This is a genomic window from Streptomyces sp. QH1-20 (assembly GCF_041283565.1).
Taxonomy (GTDB): domain Bacteria; phylum Actinomycetota; class Actinomycetes; order Streptomycetales; family Streptomycetaceae; genus Streptomyces; species Streptomyces syringius.
Map to the genome: position 1 here is coordinate 5,728,541 of NZ_CP166299.1, position 26,018 is coordinate 5,754,558.

Annotated in this window: 23 protein-coding genes and 1 riboswitch; of the genes, 13 read left to right on the forward strand and 10 right to left on the reverse strand. The window is 71.1% G+C overall.

The genetic code is table 11. The annotated features are described in order from the left end of the window. The first annotated feature begins 8 nt into the window (after nucleotides 1–8). Nucleotides 9–114: riboswitch (TPP riboswitch) on the forward strand. The 3 genes from AB8O64_RS26125 to AB8O64_RS26135 all read left to right on the forward strand — a co-directional run bounded on the left by AB8O64_RS26125 (nucleotide 110) and on the right by AB8O64_RS26135 (nucleotide 3,936). After that, nucleotides 110–1,192: a thiamine ABC transporter substrate binding subunit gene (locus tag AB8O64_RS26125; protein ID WP_370421688.1), complete on the forward strand. Its 1,083-nt coding sequence runs from the start codon at nucleotides 110–112 to the stop codon at nucleotides 1,190–1,192. (Overlaps the previous riboswitch by 5 nt.) 71 nt (nucleotides 1,193–1,263) lie before the next feature. Further along, the gene (locus AB8O64_RS26130) at nucleotides 1,264–2,877 is read left to right on the forward strand and encodes an ABC transporter permease (RefSeq protein ID WP_370421689.1); all 1,614 of its coding nucleotides are present in this window, start codon (nucleotides 1,264–1,266) and stop codon (nucleotides 2,875–2,877) included. Beyond that, nucleotides 2,878–3,936 carry an ABC transporter ATP-binding protein gene (locus tag AB8O64_RS26135; RefSeq protein WP_370421690.1) on the forward strand — a complete coding sequence of 353 codons (1,059 nt, stop codon included), beginning with the start codon at nucleotides 2,878–2,880 and terminating at the stop codon, nucleotides 3,934–3,936. Between the two features lie 73 nt (nucleotides 3,937–4,009). Here the strand turns inward: AB8O64_RS26135 and AB8O64_RS26140 are convergent, their stop codons facing one another. The 6 genes from AB8O64_RS26140 to AB8O64_RS26165 all read right to left on the reverse strand — a co-directional run bounded on the left by AB8O64_RS26140 (nucleotide 4,010) and on the right by AB8O64_RS26165 (nucleotide 10,525). After that, on the reverse strand, nucleotides 4,010–4,945 hold the full coding sequence (locus AB8O64_RS26140; protein ID WP_370421691.1) for a hypothetical protein: 936 nt from the start codon (nucleotides 4,943–4,945) through the stop codon (nucleotides 4,010–4,012). A gap of 143 nt (nucleotides 4,946–5,088) precedes the next feature. After that, the gene (locus AB8O64_RS26145; RefSeq protein ID WP_370421692.1) at nucleotides 5,089–6,243 is read right to left on the reverse strand and encodes an LOG family protein; all 1,155 of its coding nucleotides are present in this window, start codon (nucleotides 6,241–6,243) and stop codon (nucleotides 5,089–5,091) included. A gap of 113 nt (nucleotides 6,244–6,356) precedes the next feature. Beyond that, nucleotides 6,357–7,562: a hypothetical protein gene (locus tag AB8O64_RS26150; RefSeq protein ID WP_370421693.1), complete on the reverse strand. Its 1,206-nt coding sequence runs from the start codon at nucleotides 7,560–7,562 to the stop codon at nucleotides 6,357–6,359. After that, on the reverse strand, nucleotides 7,544–8,281 hold the full coding sequence (locus tag AB8O64_RS26155; protein ID WP_356454145.1) for an ATP-binding cassette domain-containing protein: 738 nt from the start codon (nucleotides 8,279–8,281) through the stop codon (nucleotides 7,544–7,546). The genes AB8O64_RS26150 and AB8O64_RS26155 overlap by 19 nt, the downstream gene beginning before the upstream one ends. A 391-nt stretch (nucleotides 8,282–8,672) precedes the next feature. Continuing rightward, complete coding sequence (locus AB8O64_RS26160; RefSeq protein WP_130880163.1) at nucleotides 8,673–10,052, reverse strand: aspartate aminotransferase family protein; 1,380 nt, start codon at nucleotides 10,050–10,052, stop codon at nucleotides 8,673–8,675. Then, nucleotides 10,037–10,525: an Lrp/AsnC family transcriptional regulator gene (locus tag AB8O64_RS26165; protein WP_130880164.1), complete on the reverse strand. Its 489-nt coding sequence runs from the start codon at nucleotides 10,523–10,525 to the stop codon at nucleotides 10,037–10,039. The genes AB8O64_RS26160 and AB8O64_RS26165 overlap by 16 nt, the downstream gene beginning before the upstream one ends. 177 nt (nucleotides 10,526–10,702) lie before the next feature. Here AB8O64_RS26165 and AB8O64_RS26170 point away from each other — a divergent pair, with 177 nt between their 5' ends. Continuing rightward, a complete protein-coding gene (locus tag AB8O64_RS26170; RefSeq protein ID WP_356454146.1) occupies nucleotides 10,703–12,154 on the forward strand; it encodes a gamma-aminobutyraldehyde dehydrogenase in 1,452 nt (483 codons plus the stop codon). A gap of 120 nt (nucleotides 12,155–12,274) precedes the next feature. Here the strand turns inward: AB8O64_RS26170 and AB8O64_RS26175 are convergent, their stop codons facing one another. Beyond that, on the reverse strand, nucleotides 12,275–12,952 hold the full coding sequence (locus tag AB8O64_RS26175) for a TetR/AcrR family transcriptional regulator (RefSeq protein WP_370421694.1): 678 nt from the start codon (nucleotides 12,950–12,952) through the stop codon (nucleotides 12,275–12,277). 109 nt (nucleotides 12,953–13,061) lie between these two features. Between AB8O64_RS26175 and AB8O64_RS26180 the strand changes: the two genes are divergently transcribed. Together AB8O64_RS26180 and AB8O64_RS26185 are read left to right on the forward strand one after the other, a co-directional pair. After that, the gene (locus tag AB8O64_RS26180; RefSeq protein WP_370421695.1) at nucleotides 13,062–14,537 is read left to right on the forward strand and encodes an MFS transporter; all 1,476 of its coding nucleotides are present in this window, start codon (nucleotides 13,062–13,064) and stop codon (nucleotides 14,535–14,537) included. A gap of 17 nt (nucleotides 14,538–14,554) precedes the next feature. Then, a complete protein-coding gene (locus AB8O64_RS26185) occupies nucleotides 14,555–15,742 on the forward strand; it encodes a spermidine/putrescine ABC transporter substrate-binding protein (RefSeq protein WP_370421696.1) in 1,188 nt (395 codons plus the stop codon). 4 nt (nucleotides 15,743–15,746) lie between these two features. Here AB8O64_RS26185 and AB8O64_RS26190 read toward each other — a convergent pair whose 3' ends face one another. Together AB8O64_RS26190 and AB8O64_RS26195 are read right to left on the reverse strand one after the other, a co-directional pair. Further along, on the reverse strand, nucleotides 15,747–16,499 hold the full coding sequence (locus AB8O64_RS26190; protein ID WP_370421697.1) for a glycerophosphodiester phosphodiesterase: 753 nt from the start codon (nucleotides 16,497–16,499) through the stop codon (nucleotides 15,747–15,749). 133 nt (nucleotides 16,500–16,632) lie between these two features. After that, the gene (locus tag AB8O64_RS26195) at nucleotides 16,633–17,655 is read right to left on the reverse strand and encodes an adenosine deaminase (RefSeq protein ID WP_365379694.1); all 1,023 of its coding nucleotides are present in this window, start codon (nucleotides 17,653–17,655) and stop codon (nucleotides 16,633–16,635) included. Between the two features lie 104 nt (nucleotides 17,656–17,759). Between AB8O64_RS26195 and AB8O64_RS26200 the strand changes: the two genes are divergently transcribed. Further along, the gene (locus AB8O64_RS26200; protein ID WP_370421698.1) at nucleotides 17,760–18,572 is read left to right on the forward strand and encodes a DUF4190 domain-containing protein; all 813 of its coding nucleotides are present in this window, start codon (nucleotides 17,760–17,762) and stop codon (nucleotides 18,570–18,572) included. On the opposite strand, the gene AB8O64_RS26205 is transcribed toward AB8O64_RS26200, so the two are convergent. Next, on the reverse strand, nucleotides 18,512–19,144 hold the full coding sequence (locus tag AB8O64_RS26205) for an NADAR family protein (protein ID WP_370423972.1): 633 nt from the start codon (nucleotides 19,142–19,144) through the stop codon (nucleotides 18,512–18,514). The two genes, AB8O64_RS26200 and AB8O64_RS26205, sit on opposite strands and share 61 nt — an antisense overlap. A 172-nt stretch (nucleotides 19,145–19,316) precedes the next feature. Here AB8O64_RS26205 and AB8O64_RS26210 point away from each other — a divergent pair, with 172 nt between their 5' ends. The 6 genes from AB8O64_RS26210 to AB8O64_RS26235 all read left to right on the forward strand — a co-directional run bounded on the left by AB8O64_RS26210 (nucleotide 19,317) and on the right by AB8O64_RS26235 (nucleotide 26,014). Next, the gene (locus AB8O64_RS26210; protein WP_370421699.1) at nucleotides 19,317–19,742 is read left to right on the forward strand and encodes a DUF4190 domain-containing protein; all 426 of its coding nucleotides are present in this window, start codon (nucleotides 19,317–19,319) and stop codon (nucleotides 19,740–19,742) included. 130 nt (nucleotides 19,743–19,872) lie between these two features. Beyond that, on the forward strand, nucleotides 19,873–21,387 hold the full coding sequence (locus AB8O64_RS26215) for a gamma-aminobutyraldehyde dehydrogenase (protein WP_370421700.1): 1,515 nt from the start codon (nucleotides 19,873–19,875) through the stop codon (nucleotides 21,385–21,387). 427 nt (nucleotides 21,388–21,814) lie between these two features. Further along, nucleotides 21,815–23,008: a spermidine/putrescine ABC transporter substrate-binding protein gene (locus AB8O64_RS26220; RefSeq protein WP_370421701.1), complete on the forward strand. Its 1,194-nt coding sequence runs from the start codon at nucleotides 21,815–21,817 to the stop codon at nucleotides 23,006–23,008. A gap of 83 nt (nucleotides 23,009–23,091) precedes the next feature. Continuing rightward, the gene (locus tag AB8O64_RS26225) at nucleotides 23,092–24,261 is read left to right on the forward strand and encodes an ABC transporter ATP-binding protein (protein ID WP_370421702.1); all 1,170 of its coding nucleotides are present in this window, start codon (nucleotides 23,092–23,094) and stop codon (nucleotides 24,259–24,261) included. Further along, nucleotides 24,261–25,199: an ABC transporter permease gene (locus AB8O64_RS26230; RefSeq protein ID WP_370421703.1), complete on the forward strand. Its 939-nt coding sequence runs from the start codon at nucleotides 24,261–24,263 to the stop codon at nucleotides 25,197–25,199. The genes AB8O64_RS26225 and AB8O64_RS26230 overlap by 1 nt, the downstream gene beginning before the upstream one ends. Continuing rightward, nucleotides 25,199–26,014, forward strand: a complete 816-nt coding sequence (locus tag AB8O64_RS26235; RefSeq protein WP_370421704.1) for an ABC transporter permease — start codon at nucleotides 25,199–25,201, stop codon at nucleotides 26,012–26,014. The genes AB8O64_RS26230 and AB8O64_RS26235 overlap by 1 nt, the downstream gene beginning before the upstream one ends. The last annotated feature ends 4 nt before the right edge of the window (nucleotides 26,015–26,018 follow it).

Below are 26,018 nucleotides of genomic sequence, written 5' to 3' on the forward strand. Positions count from 1 at the left end.
CACAAAAGAACATCCGACAGGGGAGCGCGCAGAGCGCTGAGAGTGCGGCACAGGCCGCAGACCCTCGGACCTGATCCGGGTCATACCGGCGTAGGGAGTCAACCCACTCATGAACACCACCTTCCGGCGTGCCGTCGGCGCGGCCGTCGTCGCCGCGCTCGGCGTCCCCGTGCTGGCCGCCTGCGGCGGCTCGGACGACTCCGCCTCCGACTCGAAGACCGTCACGCTCGTCTCGCACGACTCCTTCGCCGCGTCGGACGCGGTGCTCAAGGAGTTCACGCAGGCCACCGGGTACAAGGTGAAGGTGCTCAAGAGCGGGGACGCCGGGACGGCCGTCAACCAGGCCATCCTCTCCAAGAAGCACCCGCAGGGCGACGTCTTCTTCGGCGTCGACAACACCCTCCTGTCGCGGGCGCTCGACAACGACCTGTTCACCCCGTACGAGGCCAAGGGCCTGGACCGGGTCCCCAAGGAGCTCCAGGCCGACGCCGCCGAGCACCGGGTCACGCCCATCGACTTCGGCGACATCTGCGTGAACTACGACCGCGCGTACTTCGCCGACCACAAGCTCAGCCCGCCGGCGTCCTTCGACGACCTGATCAAGCCGGAGTACAAGAACCTCCTGGTCACCGAGAACGCGGCGACCTCGTCCCCCGGTCTCGCCTTCCAGCTGGGCACCATCGCCAAGTACGGCGACGCCGGCTGGCAGGACTACTGGAAGAAGCTCAAGGCCAACGGCGTCGAGGTCGTGGACGGCTGGGAGCAGGCGTACAACGACCGCTTCTCCGGTTCCGCCGCGGGCAAGAAGGCCAAGGGCGACAAGCCGCTCGTCGTCTCCTACGCCTCCAGCCCGCCCGCCGAGGTGCTCGGTGCGAAGCCGCTGCCCAAGGAGGGGCCGACCGGCGTCGCGACGGGCACCTGCTTCCGGCAGACCGAGTTCGCCGGGCTGCTGAAGGGCGCGAAGAACACCAAGGGCGGCCAGGCTCTGATCGACTTCCTGCTGGGCAAGAAGTTCCAGGAGGACCTGCCGCTCCAGATGTTCGTCAACCCGGCGAACCAGGACGCCGCGCTGCCCGAGGAATTCACCAGGTTCGGTGCCAAGATCACCGATCCCGCGACCCTCGCCCCGGAGAAGATCGCCAAGAACCGCGACCAGTGGGTCAAGGCATGGTCCTCGCTCGTCCTGAAGTAGACGCACCCAAGCGACACGTCCCGAAGCGACCGAAGAGGCCCTCCCGGCAGACGGCGGTCCGGCTCGGGCTGATGACCCTGCCGGTCGCCTTCTTCGCGCTGTTCTTCGCCTACCCGGTCTCCGCCATCGTGGCCCGGGGGCTCAAGGACGGCGGACGATGGCAGTTCGCCCGGGTCGGGGAAGTGCTCGGCGACGAGCGGATCGGCCACGTCCTGTGGTTCACCACCTGGCAGGCCCTCGCCTCCACGGCCCTGACCCTCGCCCTCGCCCTCCCCGGCGCCTATGTCTTCGCCCGTTTCGACTTCCCCGGCAAACAGCTGCTGCGGGCGGTGGTCACCGTCCCCTTCGTCCTGCCGACCGTCGTGGTCGGCTCGGCCTTCCTGGCGCTGCTCGGACGCGGCGGGCTGCTGGACGAGCTGTGGGGGATGCGCCTGGACACCACGGTCTGGGCGATCCTCCTGGCCCATGTGTTCTTCAACTACGCCGTCGTCGTCCGGACCGTCGGCGGCCTCTGGGCCCAGCTCGACCCCCGTCAGGAGGAGGCGGCCCGGGTGCTGGGCGCAGGGCGCCTCGCCGCCTGGCGCCGGGTGACGCTGCCCGCGCTCGCGCCCTCCGTGGCCGCCGCCGCCCTCATGGTCTTCCTCTTCACCTTCACCTCCTTCGGCGTCGTCCAGATCCTCGGCGGCCCCCGTTACGCCACCCTGGAAGTGGAGATCTACCAGCAGACCGCGCGGCTGCTCGACCTGCCGACGGCCGCTGTGCTCACCCTCGTTCAGTTCGTGGCCGTGGCCGTGCTGCTGGGGGTGCACGCCTGGACGGTACGGCGGCGGGAATCGGCGCTGAAGCTGGTCGACGCCGCCCACACCTCCCGCCGCCCGCGGGGAGCCGCCCAATGGGCGCTCCTGGCGTCCGTGCTGGCCGTGGTGGCGCTGCTGATCCTGGTGCCGCTCGTCGTGCTCGTCCTGCGCTCCTTCGACGGGCCCGACGGATACGGTCTGGCCTTCTACCGCGCCCTGGCCTCCGCGGAGGACAACGGCGGCACCTTCGTCGTCGCCCCTCTGGAAGCCATCGGGAACTCCCTGGCCTACGCGCTGGCCGCCACCGGCATCGCCGTCGTCGTGGGCGGGCTCGCCGCCGCCGCGCTGACCCGGCGGGCGGGACGGCTCGTACGCGGCTTCGACGCGCTGCTCATGCTGCCGCTGGGCACCTCCGCGGTGACCGTCGGTTTCGGCTTCCTGATCACCCTGGACGAGCCGCCGCTGGATCTGCGCTCGTCCTGGATCCTGGTCCCCCTGGCACAGGCCCTGGTGGGCGTGCCCTTCGTCGTCCGGATCATGCTGCCCGTGCTGCGCGCGGTGGACGCGCGGCTGCGCGAGGCCGCCGCGGTGCTCGGGGCGTCCCCGCTGCGCGCGTGGCGCGAAGTGGACCTGCCACTGGTCGGACGGGCCCTGGCGGTGGCGGCGGGGTTCGCGTTCGCCGTGTCGCTGGGCGAGTTCGGGGCGACCGTTTTCATCGCCCGCCCCGACAACCCCACCCTGCCGGTGGCCGTGGCCCGGCTGCTCGGCCGCCCCGGGGAACTGAACTACGGCCAGGCCATGGCCCTCAGCACGATCCTGATGCTGGTGTGCGCGGCGGCGCTGCTGGTACTGGAGCGCATCCGCACCGACCGTTCGGGAGAGTTCTAGATGCACGGGCTGCGACAGGATCTGCTGCGCCTGGACAACGTCACGGTCCGCTTCGGCGGGCGTACGGCCCTGGACGCGGTCGACCTTCAGGTCGCCGAGCACGAGACGGTGTGTGTGCTCGGGCCGAGCGGCAGCGGGAAGTCCACGCTGCTGCGGGTCGTCGCGGGGCTGCAGCACGCGGACGTTGGGCGGGTCTTCCTCTCCGGCGCCGACCAGGGCGGGGTGCCCGTGCACCGGCGCGGGGTGGGCCTGATGTTCCAGGACCACCAGCTCTTCCCGCAGCGGGACGTCGGCGGCAACGTCGGCTTCGGGCTGCGGATGCGCAAGGTCGGGCGCGCGGAGGCGGAGCGCCGCGTCGCGGAGCTGCTCGACATGGTGGGCCTGCCGGGCGCGCAGCGGCGGTCCGTCGCGGCGCTGTCCGGCGGTGAGCAGCAGCGGGTGGCCCTGGCGAGGGCGCTCGCGCCGCGGCCGCGGCTGCTGATGCTGGACGAGCCGCTCGGCCAGCTCGACCGGAGCCTGCGCGAGCGCCTCGTGGTGGAGCTGCGGCAGCTCTTCGGCCGGCTGGGCACCACGGTGCTGGCCGTCACCCACGACCAGGGGGAGGCCTTCGCGCTCGCCGACCGGGTCGTGGTGATGCGCGACGGGCGGATCGCCCAGGCCGGGACGCCGCTGGAGGTGTGGCAGCGGCCGGCGTCGGAGTTCGTGGCCCGCTTCCTCGGCTTCGACAACGTGGTCGAGGGCACAGTCGCCGGTGAGCGGGCCGACACCGTGTGGGGGAGCGTGCCGGTGCCGGCGGGAACGCGGCAAGGCCCGTGCAGGCTGCTCGTACGCCCCGCCGGGGTGCGGCTGCTGCCCGCGGGGGAGGGGCTGCCGTGCACCGTCACCGGCCGGACGTTCCGGGGCGACCATGTCGTGGTGCTGCTGCGGCCCCCGAACGGGCCGGAGCTGGAGGCGGCGTGCGAACTGCGGGGCGCCCCGGAGCCCGACGCCCGCGTGGGCGTCGGCTTCGACGTGCACGACGTGGTGGTGCTCGGCCCCGAGGACGGCTCCGCCGTCTGAGCGCGGACGGGAGAGCCCCCTGCACCGTCCTTGGGACGGTGCAGGGGGCTCTCCCGTGAACAGTGGCCGAACCTCAGCCCGTTTTCGTCGGGGTCGGCGTGAGATCCCGTGCCCCGGGGTCGGGCTCCGGCACCACCACGCTCTCCGGTTCGCCGTACCAGGCGACCGCGACCGCGCCCGCCACGGCCAGCAGGAAGCCCGCGATAGCCATCCAGGCGAGGCCGTCACGGGAGGTGTCGCCGAGCATCAGCACGCCGATGAGGCCGGGCAGGACGGTCTCGCCGACGACCAGGGCGGCCGTGGCGCCGTTGACCGAGCCGATCTGCAGGGCGACCGTGTGCAGATACATGCCGATGGTGCCCGATATGAGGATGGCGTAGAGCGCCGGGTCCGCGAGCAGCGTGGGCAGGTCGAACGGGTCGATGCCGTCGAGGATGCGCACGCCCACACCGATGGCGCCGAAGCCGAGTCCGGACAGCAGACCGGCGAGGATCGCGGACTTCGAGCCCAGCAGACGGACGGCGATCGTGCCGCCGATCATCAGCACCAGCGAGATGATCAGCAGCCACCAGTGGGTGGACCGCGCGGCATCGCCGCTGCCCTCGTGGCCGGCGGCGGTCGCCAGCAGCACCAGCGCCGAGCAGACGACACCGATCGACAGCCACTCCGGCTTGGTCAGCCGGATGCCCAGGAGCTTGATGCTCAGGACGGCGGTGACGACGAGGTTGGCGCTGATCACGGTCTGGGAAAGGAACAGCGGCAGCATACGGGCGGCCAGCGCGCCGAGTCCGAAGCCGAGGAAGTCCAAGACCGTACCGACCATGAACTCCCAGGTCACCGCAGCCTTGGCGGTGGAGGAGAGACTGGGACCGCCATGCTGTGTCGTACCCGTCGTGGAGGCCGCCGCGGCCTCCCGGCGGGCCGATTTGCGCGATCCCACGGCTTGCAGGACCGAGCCTGTGCCGTAACAGGCCGAGGCCGCGACAGCCGTCAGAAGGCCGATGATCACCAATAGCTCCGTTCGCCTGATAAACCCGTCGTGCTCCTGAAGCAGACGCGCTTTTCGGCGCGGAAGTTGCTTTGGGTCAAGAAATAGTCAAGGACTTGTTGTGCGCGGGGGCGTGACGGGCCCCCGGTGGCCCTGCCCGCCGCTCACTGTGACCCCGCCGTGAGCCGGGCCAGCGCCGCCGGTGCCTCGTCGACCGAGTCGACCAGCGCGATGCGCCCGGCCATCGGCCGCCCGGCCGCCAGCGCCTCCAGCAGGGGCCAGGTCGGCAGCTCGCGCGTCCAGTGCGCGCGGTTCACGAGCACCATCGGGGTGGGCTCGCCGCGGGACTGGTAGTAGTTGGGCGTCGCGTTGTCGAAGATCTCCTGCACGGTGCCCGCCGCGCCCGGCAGGAACACCACACCGGCGTTGGCGCGGGCGAGCAGACCGTCCTCGCGGGTGGCGTTCGCGAAGTACTTCGCGATGTGCGAGGCGAAGGCGTTCGGCGGCTCGTGTCCGTAGAACCAGGTGGGGATGCCCACCGAGGGCCCGCCGCCGGGGAAGGCCGAGCGTACGGCGAACGCGGCGGCCGCCCACTTCGCGACCGAGGGCGTGAAGTGCGGAACGCCGGCCAGCAGCGCCAGGGCCTCGTCCAGCATCGTGTCCGCGAGGGGCGCGGCGTACGCGCCGAGGTTCGCCGCCTCCATGGCGCCCGGTCCGCCGCCGGTGGCGACGGTCAGGCCCTCGCGCGCCAGCGCCCGGCCCAGCCGCGCCGCCCCGGCGTACCCGGCGGAACCGCGCTCCAGGGCGTGACCGCCCATGACGCCCACCACGCGCCGGCCGGCCAGCAGTTCGTCCAGCGCGTCGGACACGGCGTCGTCGTGGATGCTGCGCAGCATGGAGGCGAATATGTCGCCGTCCGACTTGGTCCTCTCGAACCACGCGTACGCGAGGGCGTCCGGGGTGTTCCCGTAGCCCTTCTCCAGGCCCTCGAACAGCTCCTCCGGGCGGTAGAGCGCGGCCCGGTAGGGGTTGAACGGCAGGAAGGGCACCGGCGGGAAGACCAGCGCACCCCCGGCCCGCACCTTCGCGGCCGCCTCGGGTTCCATCGGGCACCCGAGGAACACGGCCTCCATGGTGTCCGCGGCCGCCAGCTCGGCCGTACGGGCCGTCAGGTCGACGGACTGCACGCGGTATCCGCCGAGCGAGCCGGAGGCGACGACCCGGTCGAATTCCTCCAGGCTCTCGATCTCGCGGTCGGACCCGAGGGGGGAGGCAGTGGGGGAACCGGCGGCGGAACCAGCGGGGGAACCTGCGGGCAAAGGGGCATTCGGCTGCATCCGGCCATGCTAGGTCCTGGCCGCGGGCCTCTTCCGGCCTTTGCCCCGGGCGGGACGTCGCGACGACGGCCCGCCCGCTGGCGGCCACTCCGCCTTCATCTGGTCAGCGGCATGGCCGCCAACTCCCCGACCACCCACGTCAGCGGGGCCATCACGGCCACCAGCGCGCAGGTCCGCACGGCGGCCGCACTGCGCAGCAGGGAGGCGGGGATGCCCAGCCGCAGCAGCGTCGCCGCGGTGTCGGCGCGCGACTGCCGGGTGTCCAGGGCCGCGGTGAGCGCCGTGGCCGTCACGCAGGCCATGACGAGCGCCGCGCCGAGACCGGTGAGGGGGCCGAAGGGGCGCGCACCGGAGGGCTCCCAGGCCGCGCCGTACAGCTCGACGGCCACCAGGGCGCCCGAGGCGACGGCGCAGAGCACACCGAGCGGGCGGCCGAGCCGTGGCGCCGCGTCCTGCAGTATGCGCCCGGCCAGCAGCCGTACGGGGCCGGGCCGGCCGGCCGACAGCAGTACCCCGCACCAGTGGGTCAGCCCCGGTCCGGCCAGACAGAAGCCGAGGCACGCGAGCAGCCAACCGCCGACGAGCCCGGGGGAGGCGCCGTCGGCCCGGCCGGGCAGATTCAGCAGCGCTTCGGCGGGGGGTGCCGATCCGTCACTCGCGTAGGACTCCAGGGCGAGGCCGGTGGCGATCACGGCGACGCCCCAGGGCAGGCCGCTGTATGTGCGCTTGGGTTCGGGTGTTTTGACGGCGGGTGAGGTGTCGTCCGCCGTGGAGCCGCCCTCCGGCGACTGTTCGGCGGGGCGCAGCATGACCGCGCAGGCCGCGCCGGCCAGTACCGGCAGCAGGGACAGCAGGGTCAGGGCCGCGGCCCAGGGCAGGGGTTCGCCCCCGTCCAGCAGCTTGGTCGCGGAGCCGCTCAGCGTCGTCAGATGGAGATTGCCGCGCAGTTCGAGGTAGATGAGCAGTGCGGCGCAGCTGCCGACGGCGCAGGAGAGCGCCGTCGAGACGGCGGCCAGCAGCGAGAGCGCCACGGGCCCGAGGCCCACCGCGTCCAGGCCCTCCCGGAGGCGGGTGGCGGGATCCGTGCGGGCGACGGCGACGGCGAACTGCACCACGGCGGCCAGTGGCACCACACACCACAGGAGTCGTACGACCGAGCCCTCGGCCTCCTTCGGGTGGGCCACCGCGTGCCCCAGGGTGCACAGCAGCAGGAAACCGACTCCCGCCGCGGCGGCGGCGACCAGCAGCCGGCGCAGCAGGACGAGCGGGTGCGCGCCGCGCGCTAGGCGGAGACTGAGCACGCGGCCCTGCCCTCTCCGCCGGGCGACTCGGGCGCCGGGATCGCGCCGCCCCGGCGGCCGTCGGTCAGGGTGACCGTGCGGTCGGCGAGGGTGGCGTTCTCGTCGTCGAGCGTGGCGAGGACGACCGTGATCTGATGCGAGCGCGCGGCGGTCGTCAGGGTGCGCAGCACCTGGGCCCGGTCGGTGGTGTGCAGCGGGGCGGTCGGCTCGTCCGCGAAGACCACGGTCGGCTCGCCCGCCAGGGCCCGGGCGATGGCGATCCGCTGGCGCTGCGCCTGGAGCATGGCCTTGGGGCGCTTGCGGGCGCAGTCCCCGACGTCGAGGCGCTCCAGCCACTCCCCGGCGGTCCGCTTGGCGGCACGGTGGCCGATGCCGCGGGCCAGCAGCGGCAGGGCGGCGTTCTCCCAGCCGGTCAGCTCGGGCAGCAGGTGCGGTTCGCTGCCGATCCAGCCGAACCGCTCGCGGCGCAGCCGCTCCCGTGCGGCACGGGAGAGGGTGTGCACGGGCGCGCTGTTGAACCACACCTCACCGGGGTCGGGTAGGAGCTGACCCGAGAGGCACTTGAGGAGTGTGGACTTCCCGGAGCCGCGCGGCCCGGTGACGGCGAGGATCTCGCCTTCGCGTACGCCGATGGAGACACCGGCGAGAGCGGGGGAACCGCTGTAGGCGTAATGCAGACCGCGTGCCCAGAGCACGTCGTTGTCCGGCGGGGCCACCATGTCGAGCACCTCGGGTCGCTGAAGGGTCCGTTCCCCTGTCCGGGTGAACGAACCGGGAGGCCATTGGGTCACTGGCACCGTACGGAACGGGGATCCTAGCCTCCGCCCAGGCTCGACGCGGGAGTGGCCCAGTTTCCTCCGGTCGGGCTCATCCCGGAGGGTCGTTTTTGAGCCGGAGCCGGTCGGAGCGCATCCACGCGGCACGCGCGAGCGGAGGTGCGACGGCGCGCGGGCCGGGACGGGCGGGACCGCCGGGGACGCCGGGACACGCAAAAACCGTGGTCCCCGCGCGCGTGGTGGGGTGTGGGGGTGCGCGCGGGGGGCCACGGTCCGGGGGACGGGCCGGTGGGCTGCCCGTCGGGTCCGGATCAGAGCCGGGCCGGCGGCCCGGTCAGATCTTCGTCCATGCCTCGGTGAGCACGCCGCGGACGATCTGCTCGATCTCGTCGAACGTCGACTGATCGGCGGTCAGCGGCGGCGACAGCTGGATGACCGGGTCGCCGCGGTCGTCGGCCCGGCAGTACAGGCCGTTCTCGAAGAGCTTCTTCGACACGAAGCCGTAGAGCAGCCGCTCGCACTCCTCGGAGGTGAACGACTCCTTGGTGGCCTTGTCCTTCACGAGCTCGATGCCGTAGAAGAAGCCGTTGCCCCGGACGTCACCGACGATCGGCAGGTCGTGCAGCTTGGACAGGGTCGACAGGAACGCCGACTCGTTGTCCAGCACGTGCTGGTTGAGGCCCTCGCGCTCGAAGATGTCGAGGTTGGCGAGCGCGACCGCCGCGGAGACCGGGTGACCGCCGAAGGTGTAGCCGTGCAGGAACGTCGCGTCGCCCTTGTAGAACGGTTCGGCGATCCGGTCGGAGACGATGGTGGCGCCGAGCGGGGAGTAGCCCGACGTCATGCCCTTGGCGCAGGTGATGATGTCCGGGACGTAGCCGAACTTGTCGCACGCGAACATCGTGCCGAGGCGGCCGAAGGCGCAGATGACCTCGTCCGAGACGAGCAGCACGTTGTACTGGTCGCAGATCTCGCGCACCCGCTGGAAGTAGCCGGGGGGCGGCGGGAAGCAGCCGCCCGCGTTCTGCACGGGCTCCAGGAAGACGGCCGCGACGGTGTCCGGGCCCTCGAAGAGGATCTGCTGCTCGATCTGGTCGGCGGCCCAGCGGCCGAAGGCCTCGGGGTCGTCGGCGTGGATCGGCGCACGGTACAGATTGGTGTTCGGGGCCTTGTGGGCACCGGGGACCAGCGGCTCGAAGGGGGCCTTCAGCGCCGGCAGGCCGGTGATGGACAGGGCGCCCTGGGTGGTGCCGTGGTAGGCGACGGCCCGGGATATGACCTTGTACTTCGTGTGGTTGCCGGTGAGCTTGTGGTACTGCTTCGCCAGCTTCCAGGCGGTCTCGACGGCCTCGCCGCCGCCGGTGGTGAAGAAGACCTTGTTCAGATCGCCGGGGGCGTAGTTCGCCAGCCGCTCCGCCAGCTCGATGGCCTTGGGGTGGGCGTAGCTCCACAGGGGGAAGAAGGCCAGTTCCTGCGCCTGCTTGTTGGCCGCCTCGGCGAGCTCGACACGGCCGTGGCCGGCCTGGACCACGAAGAGTCCGGCGAGACCGTCGAGGTAGCGCTTGCCCTTGTCGTCGAAGATGTACGTGCCTTCGCCGCGGACGATGGTCGGCACGGGGGCGTTCTCGTACGACTGCATGCGGGTGAAGTGCATCCACAGGTGGTCGTACGCCGTCTGGGAGAGGTCCTTGCTCACGGCTATCGGGTTCCCCATGTGTAGGTCTGCTTGCGGAGCTTGAGGTAGACGAAGCTTTCGGTGGAGCGCACGCCCGGGAGGGTCCGGATGCGCTTGTTGATCATTTCCAGGAGGTGGTCGTCGTCCTCGCAGACGATCTCGATGAGGAGATCGAAGGAGCCCGCGGTCATGACGACGTACTCCACCTCGTCCATCGCGGTCAGGGCGTCGGCGACGGGGTCGAGGTCGCCCTCGACGTTGATGCCGACCATCGCCTGCCGCCTCAGGCCCACAGTGAGCGGGTCGGTGACGGCGACGATCTGCATGACGCCCTGGTCGAGAAGCTTCTGTACGCGCTGCCGGACCGCGGCCTCGGAGAGGCCGACGGCCTTGCCGATCGCCGCGTACGGGCGGCGCCCGTCCTCCTGGAGCTGCTCGATGATCGCCAGGGAGACGGCATCGATCGGCGGCGTGCCCTGCACGCCTTTCGGATCTGCGCTACGAGTGGCCACGAGCACCACTGTGCATGGGACTCGGCCGTCTCGCAACCCTGAAGCGATGAAATTCGTTGTGATCGCCATGAGATTTAACTGAATCCGTTGTTCATGGCTGACGGGTATGTCGAAAGCGTTGCCCCAGTGACTAGGCTGTGTCTCATCCATCGGACATCAGACAGGAGGGGTGGCACAGTGACCACCGAGCTGCGCCGTTTGCGCAACTACATCGCGGGGGAGTTCCGGGACGCCGCCGACGGCCGCACCACCGAGGTGGTCAACCCGGCCACAGGCGAGGCGTACGCCACCGCCGCGCTGTCCGGAGCCGCGGACGTCGACGCGGCCATGGCCGCGGCCGAGGAGGCCTTCCCGGCCTGGCGGGACCTGGTGCCCGCGGAGCGGCAGAAGGTACTCCTCAAGATCGCTGACGCCTTCGAGGCGCGGGCGGAGGAGCTGATCGCCGCCGAGTCCGAGAACACCGGCAAGCCGCTCGGGCTCACCCGCAGCGAAGAGATCCCGCCGATGGTGGACCAGATCCGCTTCTTCGCCGGTGCCGCCCGACTGCTGGAGGGCCGCTCCGCCGGCGAGTACATGGAGGGGCTGACCTCCATCGTCCGGCGCGAGCCGATCGGCGTCTGCGCGCAGGTCGCGCCGTGGAACTACCCGATGATGATGGCCGTGTGGAAGTTCGCCCCGGCGCTCGCCGCGGGCAACACGGTCGTCCTCAAGCCCTCGGACACCACCCCGGCCTCCACCGTCCTCATCGCCGAGATCATCGGCGGTGTGCTGGAGGAGCTCGGCCACCCCAAGGGCGTCTTCAACGTCATCTGCGGTGACCGCGAGACCGGTCGGCTGATGGTCGAGCACCCGGTGCCCGCCATGGCCTCGATCACCGGTTCCGTACGGGCCGGCATGCAGGTCGCCGAGTCCGCCTCCAAGGACCTCAAGCGGGTCCACCTGGAGCTGGGCGGCAAGGCGCCGGTCGTCGTCTTCGAGGACGCCGACATCGCCAAGGCCGTCGAGGACATCGCGGTCGCGGGCTACTTCAACGCGGGCCAGGACTGTACGGCCGCGACCCGGGTGCTCGTGCACGAGTCGATCCACGACGAGTTCGTGACCGCGCTGGCCAAGGCCGCCACGGACACCAAGACCGGACAGCCGGACGACGAGGACGTGCTGTACGGCCCGCTCAACAACGCCAACCAGCTCAAGCAGGTGAGCGGCTTCATCGAGCGGCTGCCCGCGCACGCCAAGGTCGAGGCCGGTGGCCACCGGGTCGGCGAGAAGGGCTTCTTCTACGCCCCGACCGTCGTCTCCGGGCTCAAGCAGGACGACGAGATCGTCCAGCACGAGGTCTTCGGTCCGGTCATCACCGTTCAGCCCTTCACGGACGAGGCGCAGGCCGTCACGTACGCCAACGGGGTCGAGTTCGCGCTGGCCTCGTCGGTGTGGACCAAGGACCACGGGCGCGCCATGCGGATGTCCAAGAAGCTCGACTTCGGCTGCGTGTGGATCAACACCCACATCCCGCTGGTCGCCGAGATGCCGCACGGCGGCTTCAAGAAGTCCGGCTACGGCAAGGACCTCTCCGCCTACGGCTTCGAGGACTACACCCGCGTCAAGCACGTGATGACGTCGCTCGACTGACGTCCGCCGTCAGCAGCACGTCCGCCGCGCCCCGGGGCGCGGCGGACGGTGGCCCCACCGGAATCCGGTGGGGCCACCGTCGTTTCACGCGCCGGGCCCCAGGTTCGCGCGCTTCACGACTCAGACCGCGCCGCCCGGCCCGTACAGCCGCAGGAACGTACGGACGCCCGTGGTGACGATCGAGTCGACCTCGGACTCGGGCATCTCCAGGGCGCCGAAGAGCGATTTCTGGCTGACGTCCGAGACGGCCAGCAGCGCGAAGTGGCGCGCCGCGAGATCGGGGTCGTCGACGTCGAGCAGCCCCTCGTCGGCCAGCTCGCCCAGACGGTGGGACAGCCCGCGGAACGCCGCCCGCGGGCCCGTCTCCTGCCAGGCCTCGATGACGTCCGGGGGCAGGTGGCCCGCCTCCGCGTGGATCTGGCGCACGAGCGCGAAGTGGTCCGCGAACTCCCGCGGCGGCAGGGCCCAGTCGAGCCCGAAGGCGGTGAGGTCCCGCTCCAGGTCGGTGATCTTGTCGAGGTGGCGGCCCAGCATCTCCCGGTGCCAGGCGGCGACGGATCCGGCGCTCTCGATGAGGACGGAGCGGAACAGCTCCTCCTTGTCCGTGAAGTGGTTGTAGATCGTGCGCTTGGAGACCCCGGCCTCCGCCGCGATGGCGTCCACGCTCGCCCGGGTGAAGCCGTCGCGCGCGAACACCGTGCGGGCCGCCCGGGTGATCGACTGACGTTTCTCCGCCAGGCCGCGGCGCGGGCGCCCGGCCGCCGGCTCCCGGTCCGTCGGCTCCTGTGCTGCGGGCATCGCCGCTCCCTTCCAGAAATTGCACTGTTCGGTTTACCTGTTGCACTGCACGGTGTAGTTTACCTGTATGCCTTCCGAGTCCTCGCGGACCCGGCGGTCCGGTCCCGTCATGACGGTGCTCGTGGTCCTGCTGGGTTTCCTCACGCTGTCCATGTCCATGTCCGGCACCACCGTCGCCATCCCGCGCATCGGCGAAGACCTGCACGCCTCCGGGGCGGCCCTGCAATGGGTGGTGACCGGCTACTTCCTGACCGCCTCCTCCTTCATGCTCGTCTCCGGCTCGCTCGCCGACCTCTTCGGGCGGCGCCGGATATTCGCCACCGGTGCCGCGGTCTACACGGCCGGGGCCCTGGGCAGCGCGGTCGCGAGCGACATCGCCCTGCTGGACGCGGCCCGCACGCTCTCCGGGGTCGGCGCGGCGGGTGTCATGGCGGGCGGTGGGGCGCTGTTGGCGAGCACCTTCCAGGGCGCCGCCAGAACGCGGGCGTTCGCCGCGATGGGCACCGTGGGCGGAATCGGCCTCGCCATCGGTCCGACGCTGTCGGGCTGGCTGGTCGGCGGGCTCGGCTGGCGGGTCACCTTCGGCCTCTTCGCCGGGATCGGCCTCGTCATCCTCGCGGGCGCCCCCTTCGTGGCCGAGTCCCGGGCCGACCACCGGCCGAAGGTCGACCGGCCCGGCGTGGCGACGTTCATCAGCGGCCTCGCCCTGCTGATGTTCGGCATCACCCAGGGCGCGCAGGCCGGATGGGGGAGCTGGCGGGTGCTCGGCCCGGTCGCCGCGGGTCTCGCGCTGCTGGCGGTGTTCGTGGGCGTCGAGCGACGCAGCGGCCACCCGGTCCTCGATCTGACCCTGCTGCGCGACCGCCGCTTCCTGGGATGGTCCCTGGCCGCCCTGACCGTCCCCGTCGGCTCCGCCGGTGTCCTGGTCTTCCTGCCGACCTACCTCCAGGGGGTGAACGGCCTCTCCGCCCGGGACGCGGGGCTGACCATGCTGATGCTGACCGCCCCCGTCCTCTTCCTGCCCGCGATCGGCGGACGGCTGGTCAACCGAGGGATCCCCGCCCGCCATCTCGCCGGCCTCGCCCTGCTGCTGCTCGCCGGCGGAAACGCCTGGCTGACCGTGCTGCACCCCGGCATATCCCCCCTCGCGCTGCTCGGCCCGCTGCTGTGCCTGGGCGTCGGCAACGGCCTCGTCCTCGGTATCATCGACGCCCAGGCGATGAGCCTGGTGGAGCCGGCCCGGGTCGGCATGGCCGCGGGGTTCCTCAACACCGTCAAGGGCGGGGGCAACGCACTCGTCCTGGCCGTGATCGGCGCGGTGCTGATCAGCCTCGTCCAGGCCCGTACGGGCTCGGCCGAGCTGGCCGGGCGGATCGCGGCGGGTGACCTCTCGGGGCCCGGCCGGGAACTGCACGCCGCACAGTTCACCGACGCCTGGCATCTCGTACTCTGGTCGGCTGCCGCCCTGTGCGCGCTGAGCGCGCTCACCGTCCACACGCTGCTCGTCCGGCCCGTCCGGCCCGGCAGGGTGCCGGGGACCGAGGGCGTCTCCCGGACAGGCCGTACCTTGTCCGCCAAGATCTGACCAGCCATCCTGCCGGAATGCGAGTGAACGCCGTGAAGTCCCTGACCCGCCGGTCCCTGCTGCGCACTCTGGGCGCCGGCGTCGGGGGCGCCGCTCTCGCCGGCTGCGGTGTGCCGGCCGCGTATGTCGGGCCGGGGGACCGGGCCGCGACGGATCGCTCCGGCAGCGACAAGCGTCTCGTCTTCGCCAACTGGCCGCTGTACATCGACACCGACGAGGAGGACGCGGAGGTCCGGCCGACGCTGGCGGAGTTCGAGAAGGCCAGCGGTGTGTCGGTGAAGTACACCGAGGAGATCAACGACAACGACGAGTTCTTCGGGAAGGTCAGCCCGGCCCTGATGAACCATCAGGACACCGGCCGGGACCTCATCGTGGTCAGCGACTGGATGTGCGCGCGCTACGTCCACCTCGGGTGGGTGCAGGAGATGGACCGCTCCCGGCAGCCGAACGTCACCCGGCACCTCGACCCCCTGCTGCGCAAAACGCCCTTCGATCCGGGGCGCAAGCACGCCGTCCCCTGGCAGTCCGGCATCACCGGCATCGCCTACAACCGCAAGAAGCTCGGCCGCGAGATCCGGCACACCTCGGAGCTGTGGAAGGACGACCTGCGCGGCCGGGTCACCCTGCTGGCCGGGCTGGACGAGGCGTTCTGTCTGCTCATGCAGGGCAACGGCGCCGATGTCACCCGCTGGACCGCCGACGACTTCCACACCATGACCGATCATTTGCGCCGTCTCGTCCGCAAGCGGCACATCCGCCGCTTCACCGGCAACGACTACATCAAGGACCTCTCCTCCGGCGATGTCCTGGCCTGCCAGGCGTATTCCGGTGATGTCATCCAGCTCCAGGCCGACAACCCCGACATCGAGTTCGTCGTCCCGGAGGAGGGCGCGGAGCTGTGGGCCGAGAGCCTGATGATCCCCAACCTCGCCCGCCACAAGCGCAACGCGGAACAGCTCGTCGACCACTACTACCGGCCCGACGTCGCCGCGCGACTGGCCGCCGCGGTCAACTACGTCTGTCCCGTGCCGGCCGCGCGTGAGGTCCTCGCCTCCTCGAAGGACAAGGAGCTCGCGGAGCTGGCCGAGAACCCCCTGATCTTCCCCAGCGACGACATGCGCAAGCGCCTCGCCACCGCCCGCGACATGACCTCCAAGGAGCGCCCCGGCTTCGCCAAGGAGTGGAACGAGATCGTCGGTCTGTGACGGCTCAGCCCGGCATCAGTGAGCGCAGGGCGCCGATGCGGTTCGTGGTGATCGCGTCCACGCCGGCGGCCAGCAGCCGCCGCATGGTGAAGCGGGTGTCCGCCGTCCAGGCCGAGACCAGCAGCCCGTCGGCGTGATTGCGGGCGACCAGCTCCGGGCTCACCAGCCCGAAGCGGTAGTTGAGCCAGCGCGGACGCAGCTCGGCGAGCAGCGTCGCGCGGGGCGGGGCGACGGTGGTCCAGGAGAGCGCGGTCTCCGCCTCCGCGTCCGCACGGCGGACGGCGAGCATCGAGGCCGGGCCGCCGCAGTAGTACACGCGGTCGGCGGCGCCGCTCGCGTGCACCTCGGCGACGGTCTCGGTGACGGCCGAGGCGTCCGGCAGATCGATGAACAGCCGCCCGCCGGCGGACTCGGCGAGCGCCTCGCGCAGAGTCGGCAGCTCGCCGTCGGTCAGCTCGCGCAGTTCGGCGGCCGAGACCGCGCAGAGGCGCACGTCGTGGCGCCACAGCCGCCACAGGTCCGCGTCGTGCAGCAGCACGGGCACGCCATCGCGGGTCAGCCGGACGTCGATCTCCACCGCCCCGGCTCCGGCCCGCAGCGCCGAACGGATCGAGGGAAGGGTGTTCTCCCGATGGACGTACGGGTCGCCGCGGTGGGCGACGGCGGTGAACGCGGTGGCGGGGGCGGCCGGTACGGCGCCCGCCCCCAGGGACCCGGCGCCCCGGCCGCCGGTGTCTTTGGTGTCCGTGATGACCATGGGGTCATTGTGGCGGGAGTCGGGGCAGAGGGGGGCGGTTCGGCACGCTGACCCTCTTGCCTCTCCACGCGCCCGGCCCCGGACCGCCCTGCCTCCGTGCCGTCCCAGCCTCTGCGCCCGCCCTGCCGCCCAATCAGCCTCGCCAGAGCGCCGTGTAGGCGTCGATCTCCTTGGTCAGCGCCGCCTTGCCCGCGGTGTCCATGAAGGACGCCTCGACGGCGTTCTTCGCGAGGGCCGCGACGCCGGTCGCGTCGAGGTCCAGCAGCCGGGCGGCGACCGCGTACTCGGTGTTGAGGTCGGTGCCGAACATGGGCGGGTCGTCGCTGTTGATCGTGACCAGCACGCCCGCCGCGACCATCTCCTTGATGGGGTGGGCGTCCAGGTCGGCCACCGCGCGGGTGGCCAGGTTCGAGGTCGGGCAGACCTCCAGCGGGATGCGCCGCTCCGCGAGATGGGCCAGCAGCTTCGGGTCCTGGGTGGCGCTCGTGCCGTGTCCGATGCGCTCCGCGCGCAGATCGACGAGGGCGTCCCAAATGGTCTGCGGCCCCGTCGTCTCGCCCGCGTGCGGGACGCTGTGCAGCCCGGCGGCGATGGCCCGGTCGAAGTAGGGCTTGAACTGCGGCCGGGGGACACCGATCTCCGGGCCGCCGAGCCCGAAGGAGACCAGGCCCTCCGGCTTCAGGTCGCAGGCGATCCGGGCCGTCTCCTCGGCGGAGGCCAGACCGGCCTCGCCCGGAATGTCGAAGCACCAGCGCAGCACCACGCCCAGCTCCGCCTCCGCGGACTTCCGGGCGTCCTCGATCGCCTCCACGAACGCCTCGTCCGGGATGCCGCGCCGGGTCGAGCTGTACGGGGTGACGGTGAGTTCGGCGTAGCGGATGTTCTGCCGGGCCATGTCACGGGCGACCTCGTACGTCAGCAGACGTACGTCCGCCGCGTCGCGGATCAGGTCGACCACGGACAGATAGACCTCGATGAAATGCGCGAAGTCGCGGAAGGTGAAGAAGTCCGCGAGGGCCTCGGGGTCCGTCGGCACCGGCGAGTCCGGGTGGCGGGCCGCCAGCTCGGCGACGATGCGCGGGGACGCGGAGCCGACATGGTGGACATGCAGCTCGGCCTTCGGAAGCCCGGCGATGAACGAGTCGAGTACGGACATGCACGGCCTCCAGGGCGGTCGGTAGGTGCCGATCATCGTATGCGGGGCGGGCGCCACCGCCGTGCCCAGGCCTTAGCATGACGGGATAACGACAGGGGAGGGTCATGTCCGACAAGGACGCGCAACCGGAGCAGCGGGACACAAACCCCTGGGCTCCGCAGGAGCACCGTGTGCCACTGGAGAAGCCCGGCGCCCGGCCCGCCTGGGAGCCGCCGACGGACGCCGCCGCGCCCGCCCCGGCCACCTCGCCGCAGCCCACTCAGGCGGCCATGCCCGCCGCCGCGCCGGGCCCCGCTCCTGCCGCGCCGGCGCCCGGCGGAGTGCCGCCCGTGCCGCTCGCGCCGACCGGCCCGGGGACGCCGAGCGCGTACCCGGGCGGCAGCCCGTACGGTCAGCCCCCCTACGCCCCGCCCGGCTACCCGCAGCCGTCCGTGCGGCCTTACGGGCAGCAGCAGCCGCCCTACGGGCAGCCGCCGTACGGCCAACCCCCGTACGGGCAGGCGGGCTACGGCTATCCGCCGGCCGCCCCCTACGGACAGGGCTGGCAGACACCCCCGATGGCGCCCAACAACGGCCTCGGCGTCGCCGCCCTCGTGCTCGGCATCATCGGCACGGTCCTGTGCTGGACGCTGGTGTTCAGCTTCATATGCGGGGTGCTCGCGATCATCTTCGGCGCGATAGGCCGGGGCAAGGCGCGCGCCGGTGAGGCGAACAACGCGGGGCAGGCCCTCGCGGGGCTGATCCTCGGCGGTGCGGCGCTCGTCGCCACCGCCTTGATGGTCGTCGTCTACATCAACATCGACGAGCAGGAAGACACCCGCTACGCCCCCGACGATCCCGACGCGACCTACGGTGCCTATATGCCGGCGCCGCCCGGACCCGCCTCGCTCGTGTTCCCGGCGGCCGCCAGCCGCTGACGGGCCTCCATCAGCGCGAAGCCCAGCAGATTCTCCCCGAGCCACCGGCCGGGATCCTGTGCCCGCTCGTCGTCGGCGGCCAGGCCGATGCCCCAGATCCGGTCCAGGGGACTGGCCTCCACCAACACCCGGTCCCCGGTGCCGAGCAGATAGGCACCCAATTCCGGGTGCTGGGCGAATTTGTGGACGCTTCCCTCGACCACCAGCGCGAACCGGTGCCGCCGCCAAGCCTCCTCGTCGAAGCCGCGCACCGAACGGCCCGCGTCCTTGGCCTGCTTGGGATGGTCCGCCGCCAGCACCCGTGCCTCCGCCGCCGCGTCACCGAAGAGCCGGGCCTTGCCCGCCATCATCCAGTGCTCGGCCGTGGCATAGACGACACCGTCCACCGAGAACGGCGACTCCCACCACTGGCTGAAGCAACCGGGCCCCGCACTGCCGTCCCGGCGCGGCCGGTGGCCCCAGAAATACACGTACTTGACGCGCTCTCCACGGGCGAGCGCCGCCCGCAGTTCCGCGACCGAACGCGGACCGTCGGCAACCGCCTCCGGTGCCGGGGCGGATACGTTCCCCATGTCGTTCTGCACGCTGCTGCCCCCGTTGTCACTCACGCCGTCATTCTGTCATCGGGCACCGACAGTGCCCGTGTGAGACCTCTCGGGCCCCGGCGGTCCACCCTCCGTGATCTATGGCCATAGCATCACGTGACGTCATTTCTTGCGACGTCATTTCACGGAGGAGCCCACCATGTCCGGTCACCAGCAGAACCCCTATTCCGGCCCCCAGTCGCCGCCCGCTCCCCAGGGTTACGCCTACCCGGTGGCACCCCCTCTCCAGCCCTACGGACAGCCCGGTGGCCACAGCGGGAACGCGATGCCGACGCAGCCGCGCAACGGACTGGGGATCGCGGGCCTGGTGTGCGGCATCGTCGGCGCGGTGTGCGGCCTGACCTTCGTCCTGTGGTTCCTCGCCTTCGTGCTCGGTGTCCTGGCGATCGTCTTCGGCGCTGTCGGCCGGTCCCGGGTCGCGCAGGGAGAGGCGGACAACGGCGGCGCCGCGACCGCCGGCCTCGTGCTCGGCATCACCGCTCTGGTGCTCCCCCTCCTGTGGTTCGCCCTGATCGGGACCCTGCTCCGCGACCTCGGGCCCATCCAGCTCCTCGTTGCAAACTGATTCCGTCGCCAATCCAAAACGCCGCGACGGAATCCCTTGTTGTGGGCGGCTGCCTCTGCCAGGATCGACACTCGATACCGGTTGGAGCTACGCCCGTCCGAGGTCATCGCGGTCGGCGGAGGAGTGCGCCATGAGTCAACGGTTCGACGCCACGGAACGATTCGCCCAGGGCGCGCAGTACATCGGCGGGAGCCTGCGGGCCGGGACCTCCGGCCGCCGGCACGCGGTCGTCGACCCGGCGACCGGGGTGGAGATCCTCGACTACGAGCTGGCCGGGGACGCGGACGTCGACGCGGCCGTGGCCGCCGCCGAGCGGGCCTTCCCCCAGTGGGCGGGCGCCACCCCGGGCGAGCGCTCGGACGCGCTGCACCGCTTCGCCGCCGTGCTCGCCGAGCGGGCCGGGGACTTCGCGCGCGCCGAGTCGGCGCAGTGCGGCAAGCCGCTCCGGCTCACCACCGAGTTCGACGTGCCGGGCACCATCGACAACACCGCCTTCTTCGCGGGCGCCGCCCGGCACCTGGAGGGCAGGTCGGCAGGGGAGTACAGCGCCGACCACACCTCGTACGTCCGCCGGGAGCCGATCGGCGTCGTCGGCTCCGTCGCGCCCTGGAACTACCCCCTCCAGATGGCTGCCTGGAAGGTCCTGCCGGCGATCGCCGCGGGCAACACCATCGTGCTCAAGCCCGCCGAGCTGACCCCGCTGACCTCCCTGATGTTCGCCCAGGCGGCCACCGACGCCGGGATCCCGGACGGGGTGGTCAACGTCGTCAGCGGGGCGGGCAAGGACGCCGGCGAACGCCTCGTCGGCCATCCGTCCGTCGCCATGACCTCCTTCACCGGCTCCACCGCCGTCGGCAAGCGGGTCGCCGAGCTCGCCACCACCACGGTCAAGCGGCTCCACCTGGAACTCGGCGGCAAGGCCCCCTTCGTCGTCTTCGACGACGCCGACCTGGAGGCCGCCGTCCACGGCGCGGTCGCGGGCTCGCTCATCAACACCGGCCAGGACTGCACGGCCGCGACCCGCGCGTATGTGCAGCGACCGCTGTACGAGGCGTTCGTGGCCGGCGTGGCCGATCTGATGGCCACCGTGCGGCTCGGCGACCCCTTCGACGACCGGACCGATCTGGGCCCGCTGATCTCGCACACCCAGCGGGACCGGGTCGCGGACTTCATCGACCGGGCCCGCTCGTATGCCACCGTCGTCACCGGCGGCGAGGCCCCCGACGGAGAGCTGGCCAAGGGCGCGTACTACCTCCCCACGCTCGTCACGGGTGCCCCGCAGGACAGCGAGATCGTCCAGGCCGAGATCTTCGGCCCGGTGCTGGTCGTGCTGCCCTTCGACAGCGACGACGAGGGCATCGCCCTGGCCAACGACACCCCCTACGGGCTCGCCGCCTCCGCCTGGAGCCGGGACGTCTACCGCGCGAGCCGGGCCACCCGGGAGATCAAGGCCGGCTGCGTCTGGGTCAACGACCACATCCCGATCATCAGCGAGATGCCGCACGGCGGCTACAAGGCCTCGGGATACGGCAAGGACATGTCGGCCTACTCCTTCGAGGAGTACACCCAGGTCAAACACGTCATGTACGACAACACGGCGGTCGCGAGAAAGGACTGGCACCGCACGGTCTTCGGCGCGCGCTGAAAAACGCCGGGAGGAAATCCCCAGCAGGGGGACGGGACGCGCGTGAATACGCGCGGTCGTCCTGTCGGAACACCGTGCCGGAATGTCCTGCGAAACGGTCCGCCTTATGCCCGGCGGGCCGTCAATTCACCGTGCCGCCGAATCCCGGAGTCCGGACCGCACCGGCTCCGGGGCCGTATCCGCCGGTGCGGGGCACCGGGCGGGCGCGCCGCCGTGCGCGGATCCGTGATGAATGCCGGTATTTTCTGGTGCCGCGTTGTGCTGCGGCGAAATCGCCTCTTTCGCGCGCGCCGACCCGCGTATGCCCGGCCGTTCGCCGAATCGGTCGCGTAACCAAAAGGCAACAACGGAATCCCTTGTTCACGGCGAATCGCTCTGCCAGGATCCTCGTCCAAAGCCCGTTGGAGCTACGGAAAGGGCATTCCGAATGGAGCGCTACCAGCCACGTGCGGCATTGACCCGACGGTCCCTTTTGCGGGCCGGGGGCGCCGGTGCGCTCACGCTCGGCGCCCTCGGCGCACTGGGCGGCTGCGGCATTCCGCCCGCCGGACGGACCGGCGTGGACAGCTCGTCGGAGGACCGCTCCGCGTCGGAGAAAACGCTCTCCTTCTCCAACTGGACCGAGTACATCGACGTCGGCGAGGACGACAAGAGCCGCCCCACCCTCGACGACTTCCGGCGGCGCACCGGCATCGAGGTCGCGTACACCGAGGACATCAACGACAACGTCGAGTTCTTCGGCAAGGTCAGCAAGCAGCTCGCCGCCGGACAGGGCATCGGCCGTGACCTGATCTGCGTCACGGACTGGATGGCCGGCCGCATGATCGGCCTCGGCTGGGCGCAGCGGCTGGACGCCGCCAACCTGCCGAACGCCTACGCCAACCTCGCCCCCGGCTTCCGCGCCCCCGACTGGGACCCCGGCCGTGCCCACTCCTACCCCTGGACCGGCATCCCCGCCGTGATCGCCTACAACCGCAAGGCGACCGGCGGCCGCACGGTCGACTCCGTCTCCCAGCTCCTCGACGACCCCAAGCTCAAGGGCCGCGTCGGCCTGCTGTCCGAGATGCGCGACACCGTCGGCCTCACCCTCCTCGACATGGGCAAGCGGCCCGAGCGCGTCACCGCCGACGACTACGGCGCCGCGATCGGCCGGCTGCAGAAGGCCGTCGACCGCCGGCAGATCCGCCGCTTCACGGGCAACGACTACACGGGCGACCTCAACAGCGGCGACATCGCCGCCTGCATCGCCTGGGCGGGCGACCTCGTCCAGCTCCAGGCCGACAATTCCGACATCCGGTTCGCGATCCCGGACGCCGGCTACATGCTTTCCAGCGACAATCTTCTGGTCCCCAACCACGCCCGCCACAAGAAGAACGCCGAGCGTCTCATCGACTACTACTACCAGCCCAAGGTCGCGGCCCGGCTCGCCGCTTCCATCAACTATGTGAGCCCGGTGGCGGGCCTCCGCGAGGAACTCGCGAAAATCGACAAGGATCTGGCCGACAACACCTTGATCATCCCCAGTGAGGCGATGGCGGCGAAGGCACACGCCTTCCGCTCGCTGTCCGCCAAGGAGGACAAGGAGTTCGAAGCCGCATTCGCCGAGCTCACCGGCGCCTGACAGCCCGTACCCGCTCACCCCCGTCTCCACCCGTACGCGGCCGACCTTCCCCGGCGCCCCCCGACACCCCTGGACCGACACCCATGACAGCAACCGCCCCGACCGAGCGCACCGGCACCGAGGTCCGGCTCACCGGGATCAGCAAGAGCTACGGCGCCTTCACCGCCGTCCACCCGCTCGACCTGACCGTCCCCGGCGGCTCGTTCTTCGCCCTCCTCGGCGCCTCCGGCTGCGGCAAGACCACCACCCTGCGCATGATCGCCGGTCTCGAGGACCCCAGCGCCGGCACCGTCGAGCTGGCCGGCGCGGACGTCACCGCCCTCCCCCCGCACAAGCGGCCCGTCAACACCGTCTTCCAGAGCTACGCGCTCTTCCCGCACCTCGACATCTACGAGAACGTCGCCTTCGGGCTGCGCCGCCGCGGCATCAAGTCCGTCAAGAAGCAGGTCGGCGAGATGCTCGACCTCGTCCAGCTCGGCGACTTCGCCCGCCGCAAGCCCCAGCAGCTCTCCGGCGGCCAGCAGCAGCGTGTCGCCGTCGCCCGCGCCCTGATCAACCACCCGCAGGTGCTGCTCCTCGACGAACCGCTGGGCGCCCTCGACCTCAAGCTGCGCCGCCAGATGCAGCTCGAGCTCAAGCGCATCCAGACCGAGGTGGGCATCACCTTCATCCACGTCACCCACGACCAGGAGGAGGCCATGACCATGGCCGACACGGTCGCGGTGATGAACGGCGGCCGTGTCGAGCAGCTCGGCGCCCCCGCCGACCTCTACGAGATGCCCCGCACCACCTTCGTCGCCAACTTCCTCGGCACCTCCAACCTCATCACCGCCGACGTCCTCGACGCCTCCGGCCGTGACCTCGTCCTCCAGGCCGCCGACAGCAAACTCGCGCTCCCCGCCGAGCGATGTACGGTCACCCCCCGCACCGGCGGGCGGCTGCTGATCGGAATACGGCCCGAGAAGATCAGCCTGACCCACGCCGACGACGCCGGCACCGTCCCCGACGGCCGCAACCGGGTCACCGGCCGCATCGCCACCTCCAGCTTCATCGGCGTCTCCACCCAGTACCTCGTCGACAGCCCCGTCACCGCCGGTTCCGCGCCGCTGGCCGTCTACGAGCAGAACATCGAACGCGACCACCGGCTCGTCCCCGGCGCCGAGGTGGTCCTGCACTGGAACCCCGGCCACAGCTTCGGTCTCGACGCCGCGCAGAGCATCGAGGCGGGCACGGACGCGGGGGAGGGCACCTGATGGCACACCCGCAGGCCACGGCCACCGCCACCGACCCCGCCCCCGAGGTCCCGCCCGCGCTCCGCGCGGCGGCCCGCCGCAAGAAGCTCGTCCCCTACTGGCTGCTGCTCCCCGGCATCCTCTGGCTGCTCGTCTTCTTCGCCGCGCCGCTGGTGTACCAGGCCTCCACGTCCGTGCAGACCGGCTCGCTCGAAGAGGGCTTCGAGGTCACCTGGCACTTCGCGACCTACTGGGACGCGGCCACCGAGTACTACCCGCAGTTCCTGCGTTCGGTCGGCTACGCCGCCACCGCCACCGTGGGCTGCCTCGCCCTCGGCTACCCGCTCGCCTACCTCATCGCCTTCAAGGCGGGCCGCTGGCGCAACGTGCTGATGATCCTGGTCATAGCGCCGTTCTTCACCAGCTTCCTGATCCGCACCCTGGCCTGGAAGACGATCCTCTCCGACGGCGGCCCCGTCGTCTCCGCCCTCAACTCGCTGCACATCCTCGGTTTCACCGACGCACTGGGCATCACCGAGGGCCACCGCGTGCTCGCCACCCCGCTGGCCGTCGTCTGCGGTCTGACCTACAACTTCCTCCCCTTCATGATCCTGCCGCTCTACACCTCCCTCGAACGCATCGACCCGAGGCTCCACGAGGCGGCCGGCGACCTCTACGCCAAGCCGCTGACCACCTTCCGCAAGGTGACCTTCCCGCTGTCCATGCCGGGCGTCGTCGCGGGCACCCTGCTCACCTTCATCCCCGCCACCGGCGACTACATCAACGCCGAACTGCTCGGCTCCACCGACCAGAAGATGATCGGCAACGTCATCCAGTCCCAGTTCCTGCGCGTCCTGGACTACCCGACCGCCGCCGCACTGTCCTTCATCCTCATGGCGTCGATCCTCGCCATGGTCACGCTCTACATCCGCAAGTCCGGGACGGAGGACCTGGTCTGATGCCTGCTCCCACGGGCCCCTCGCGTCTGCTGCGCCTGCTGCGCCGCAACCTCGTCGTCATCGCCGGGCTGGCCACGCTCTGCTATCTGCTGCTGCCCAACGTCATCGTGACGGTCTTCTCCTTCAACAAGCCCAACGGCCGGTTCAACTACGAGTGGCAGCGCTTCTCCACCGACGCCTGGGCCGATCCCTGCGGCGTCGCCGACCTGTGCGGTTCGCTGTCCCTCAGCCTCCAGATCGCCGTCTGGGCGACCATCGGATCGACGGTCCTGGGCACGATGATCGCCTTCGCGCTGGCCCGCTACCGCTTCCGTGCCCGCTCCTCGGTGAGCACCCTGCTCTTCCTGCCGATGGCCATGCCCGAGGTCGTCATGGCCGCCTCGCTGGCCACCCTCTTCCTCAACATGGGCGTCAGCTTCGGCTTCTGGACCGTCCTCATCGCCCACATCATGTTCTGCCTGAGCTTCGTGGTCACCGCCGTCAAGGCGCGCGTGATGAGCATGGACCCTCGGCTCGAACAGGCCGCCCAGGACCTCTACGCCACCCCGCTGCAGACCTTCCTGCGCGTCACGCTCCCGATCGCCGCCCCCGGCATCGCCGCGGGCGCGCTGCTCTCCTTCGCCCTGTCCTTCGACGACTTCATCATCACGAACTTCAACGCCGGCTCCACTGTGACCTTCCCCATGTTCGTCTGGGGATCCGCACAAAGGGGCACACCCGTTCAAATCAATGTCATCGGAACGGCGATGTTCGTCATCGCCGTGCTGTGCGTGCTCGTCGGTCAGCTGGCCGGCGGACGCCGCAAAAGGAGCTGAGACC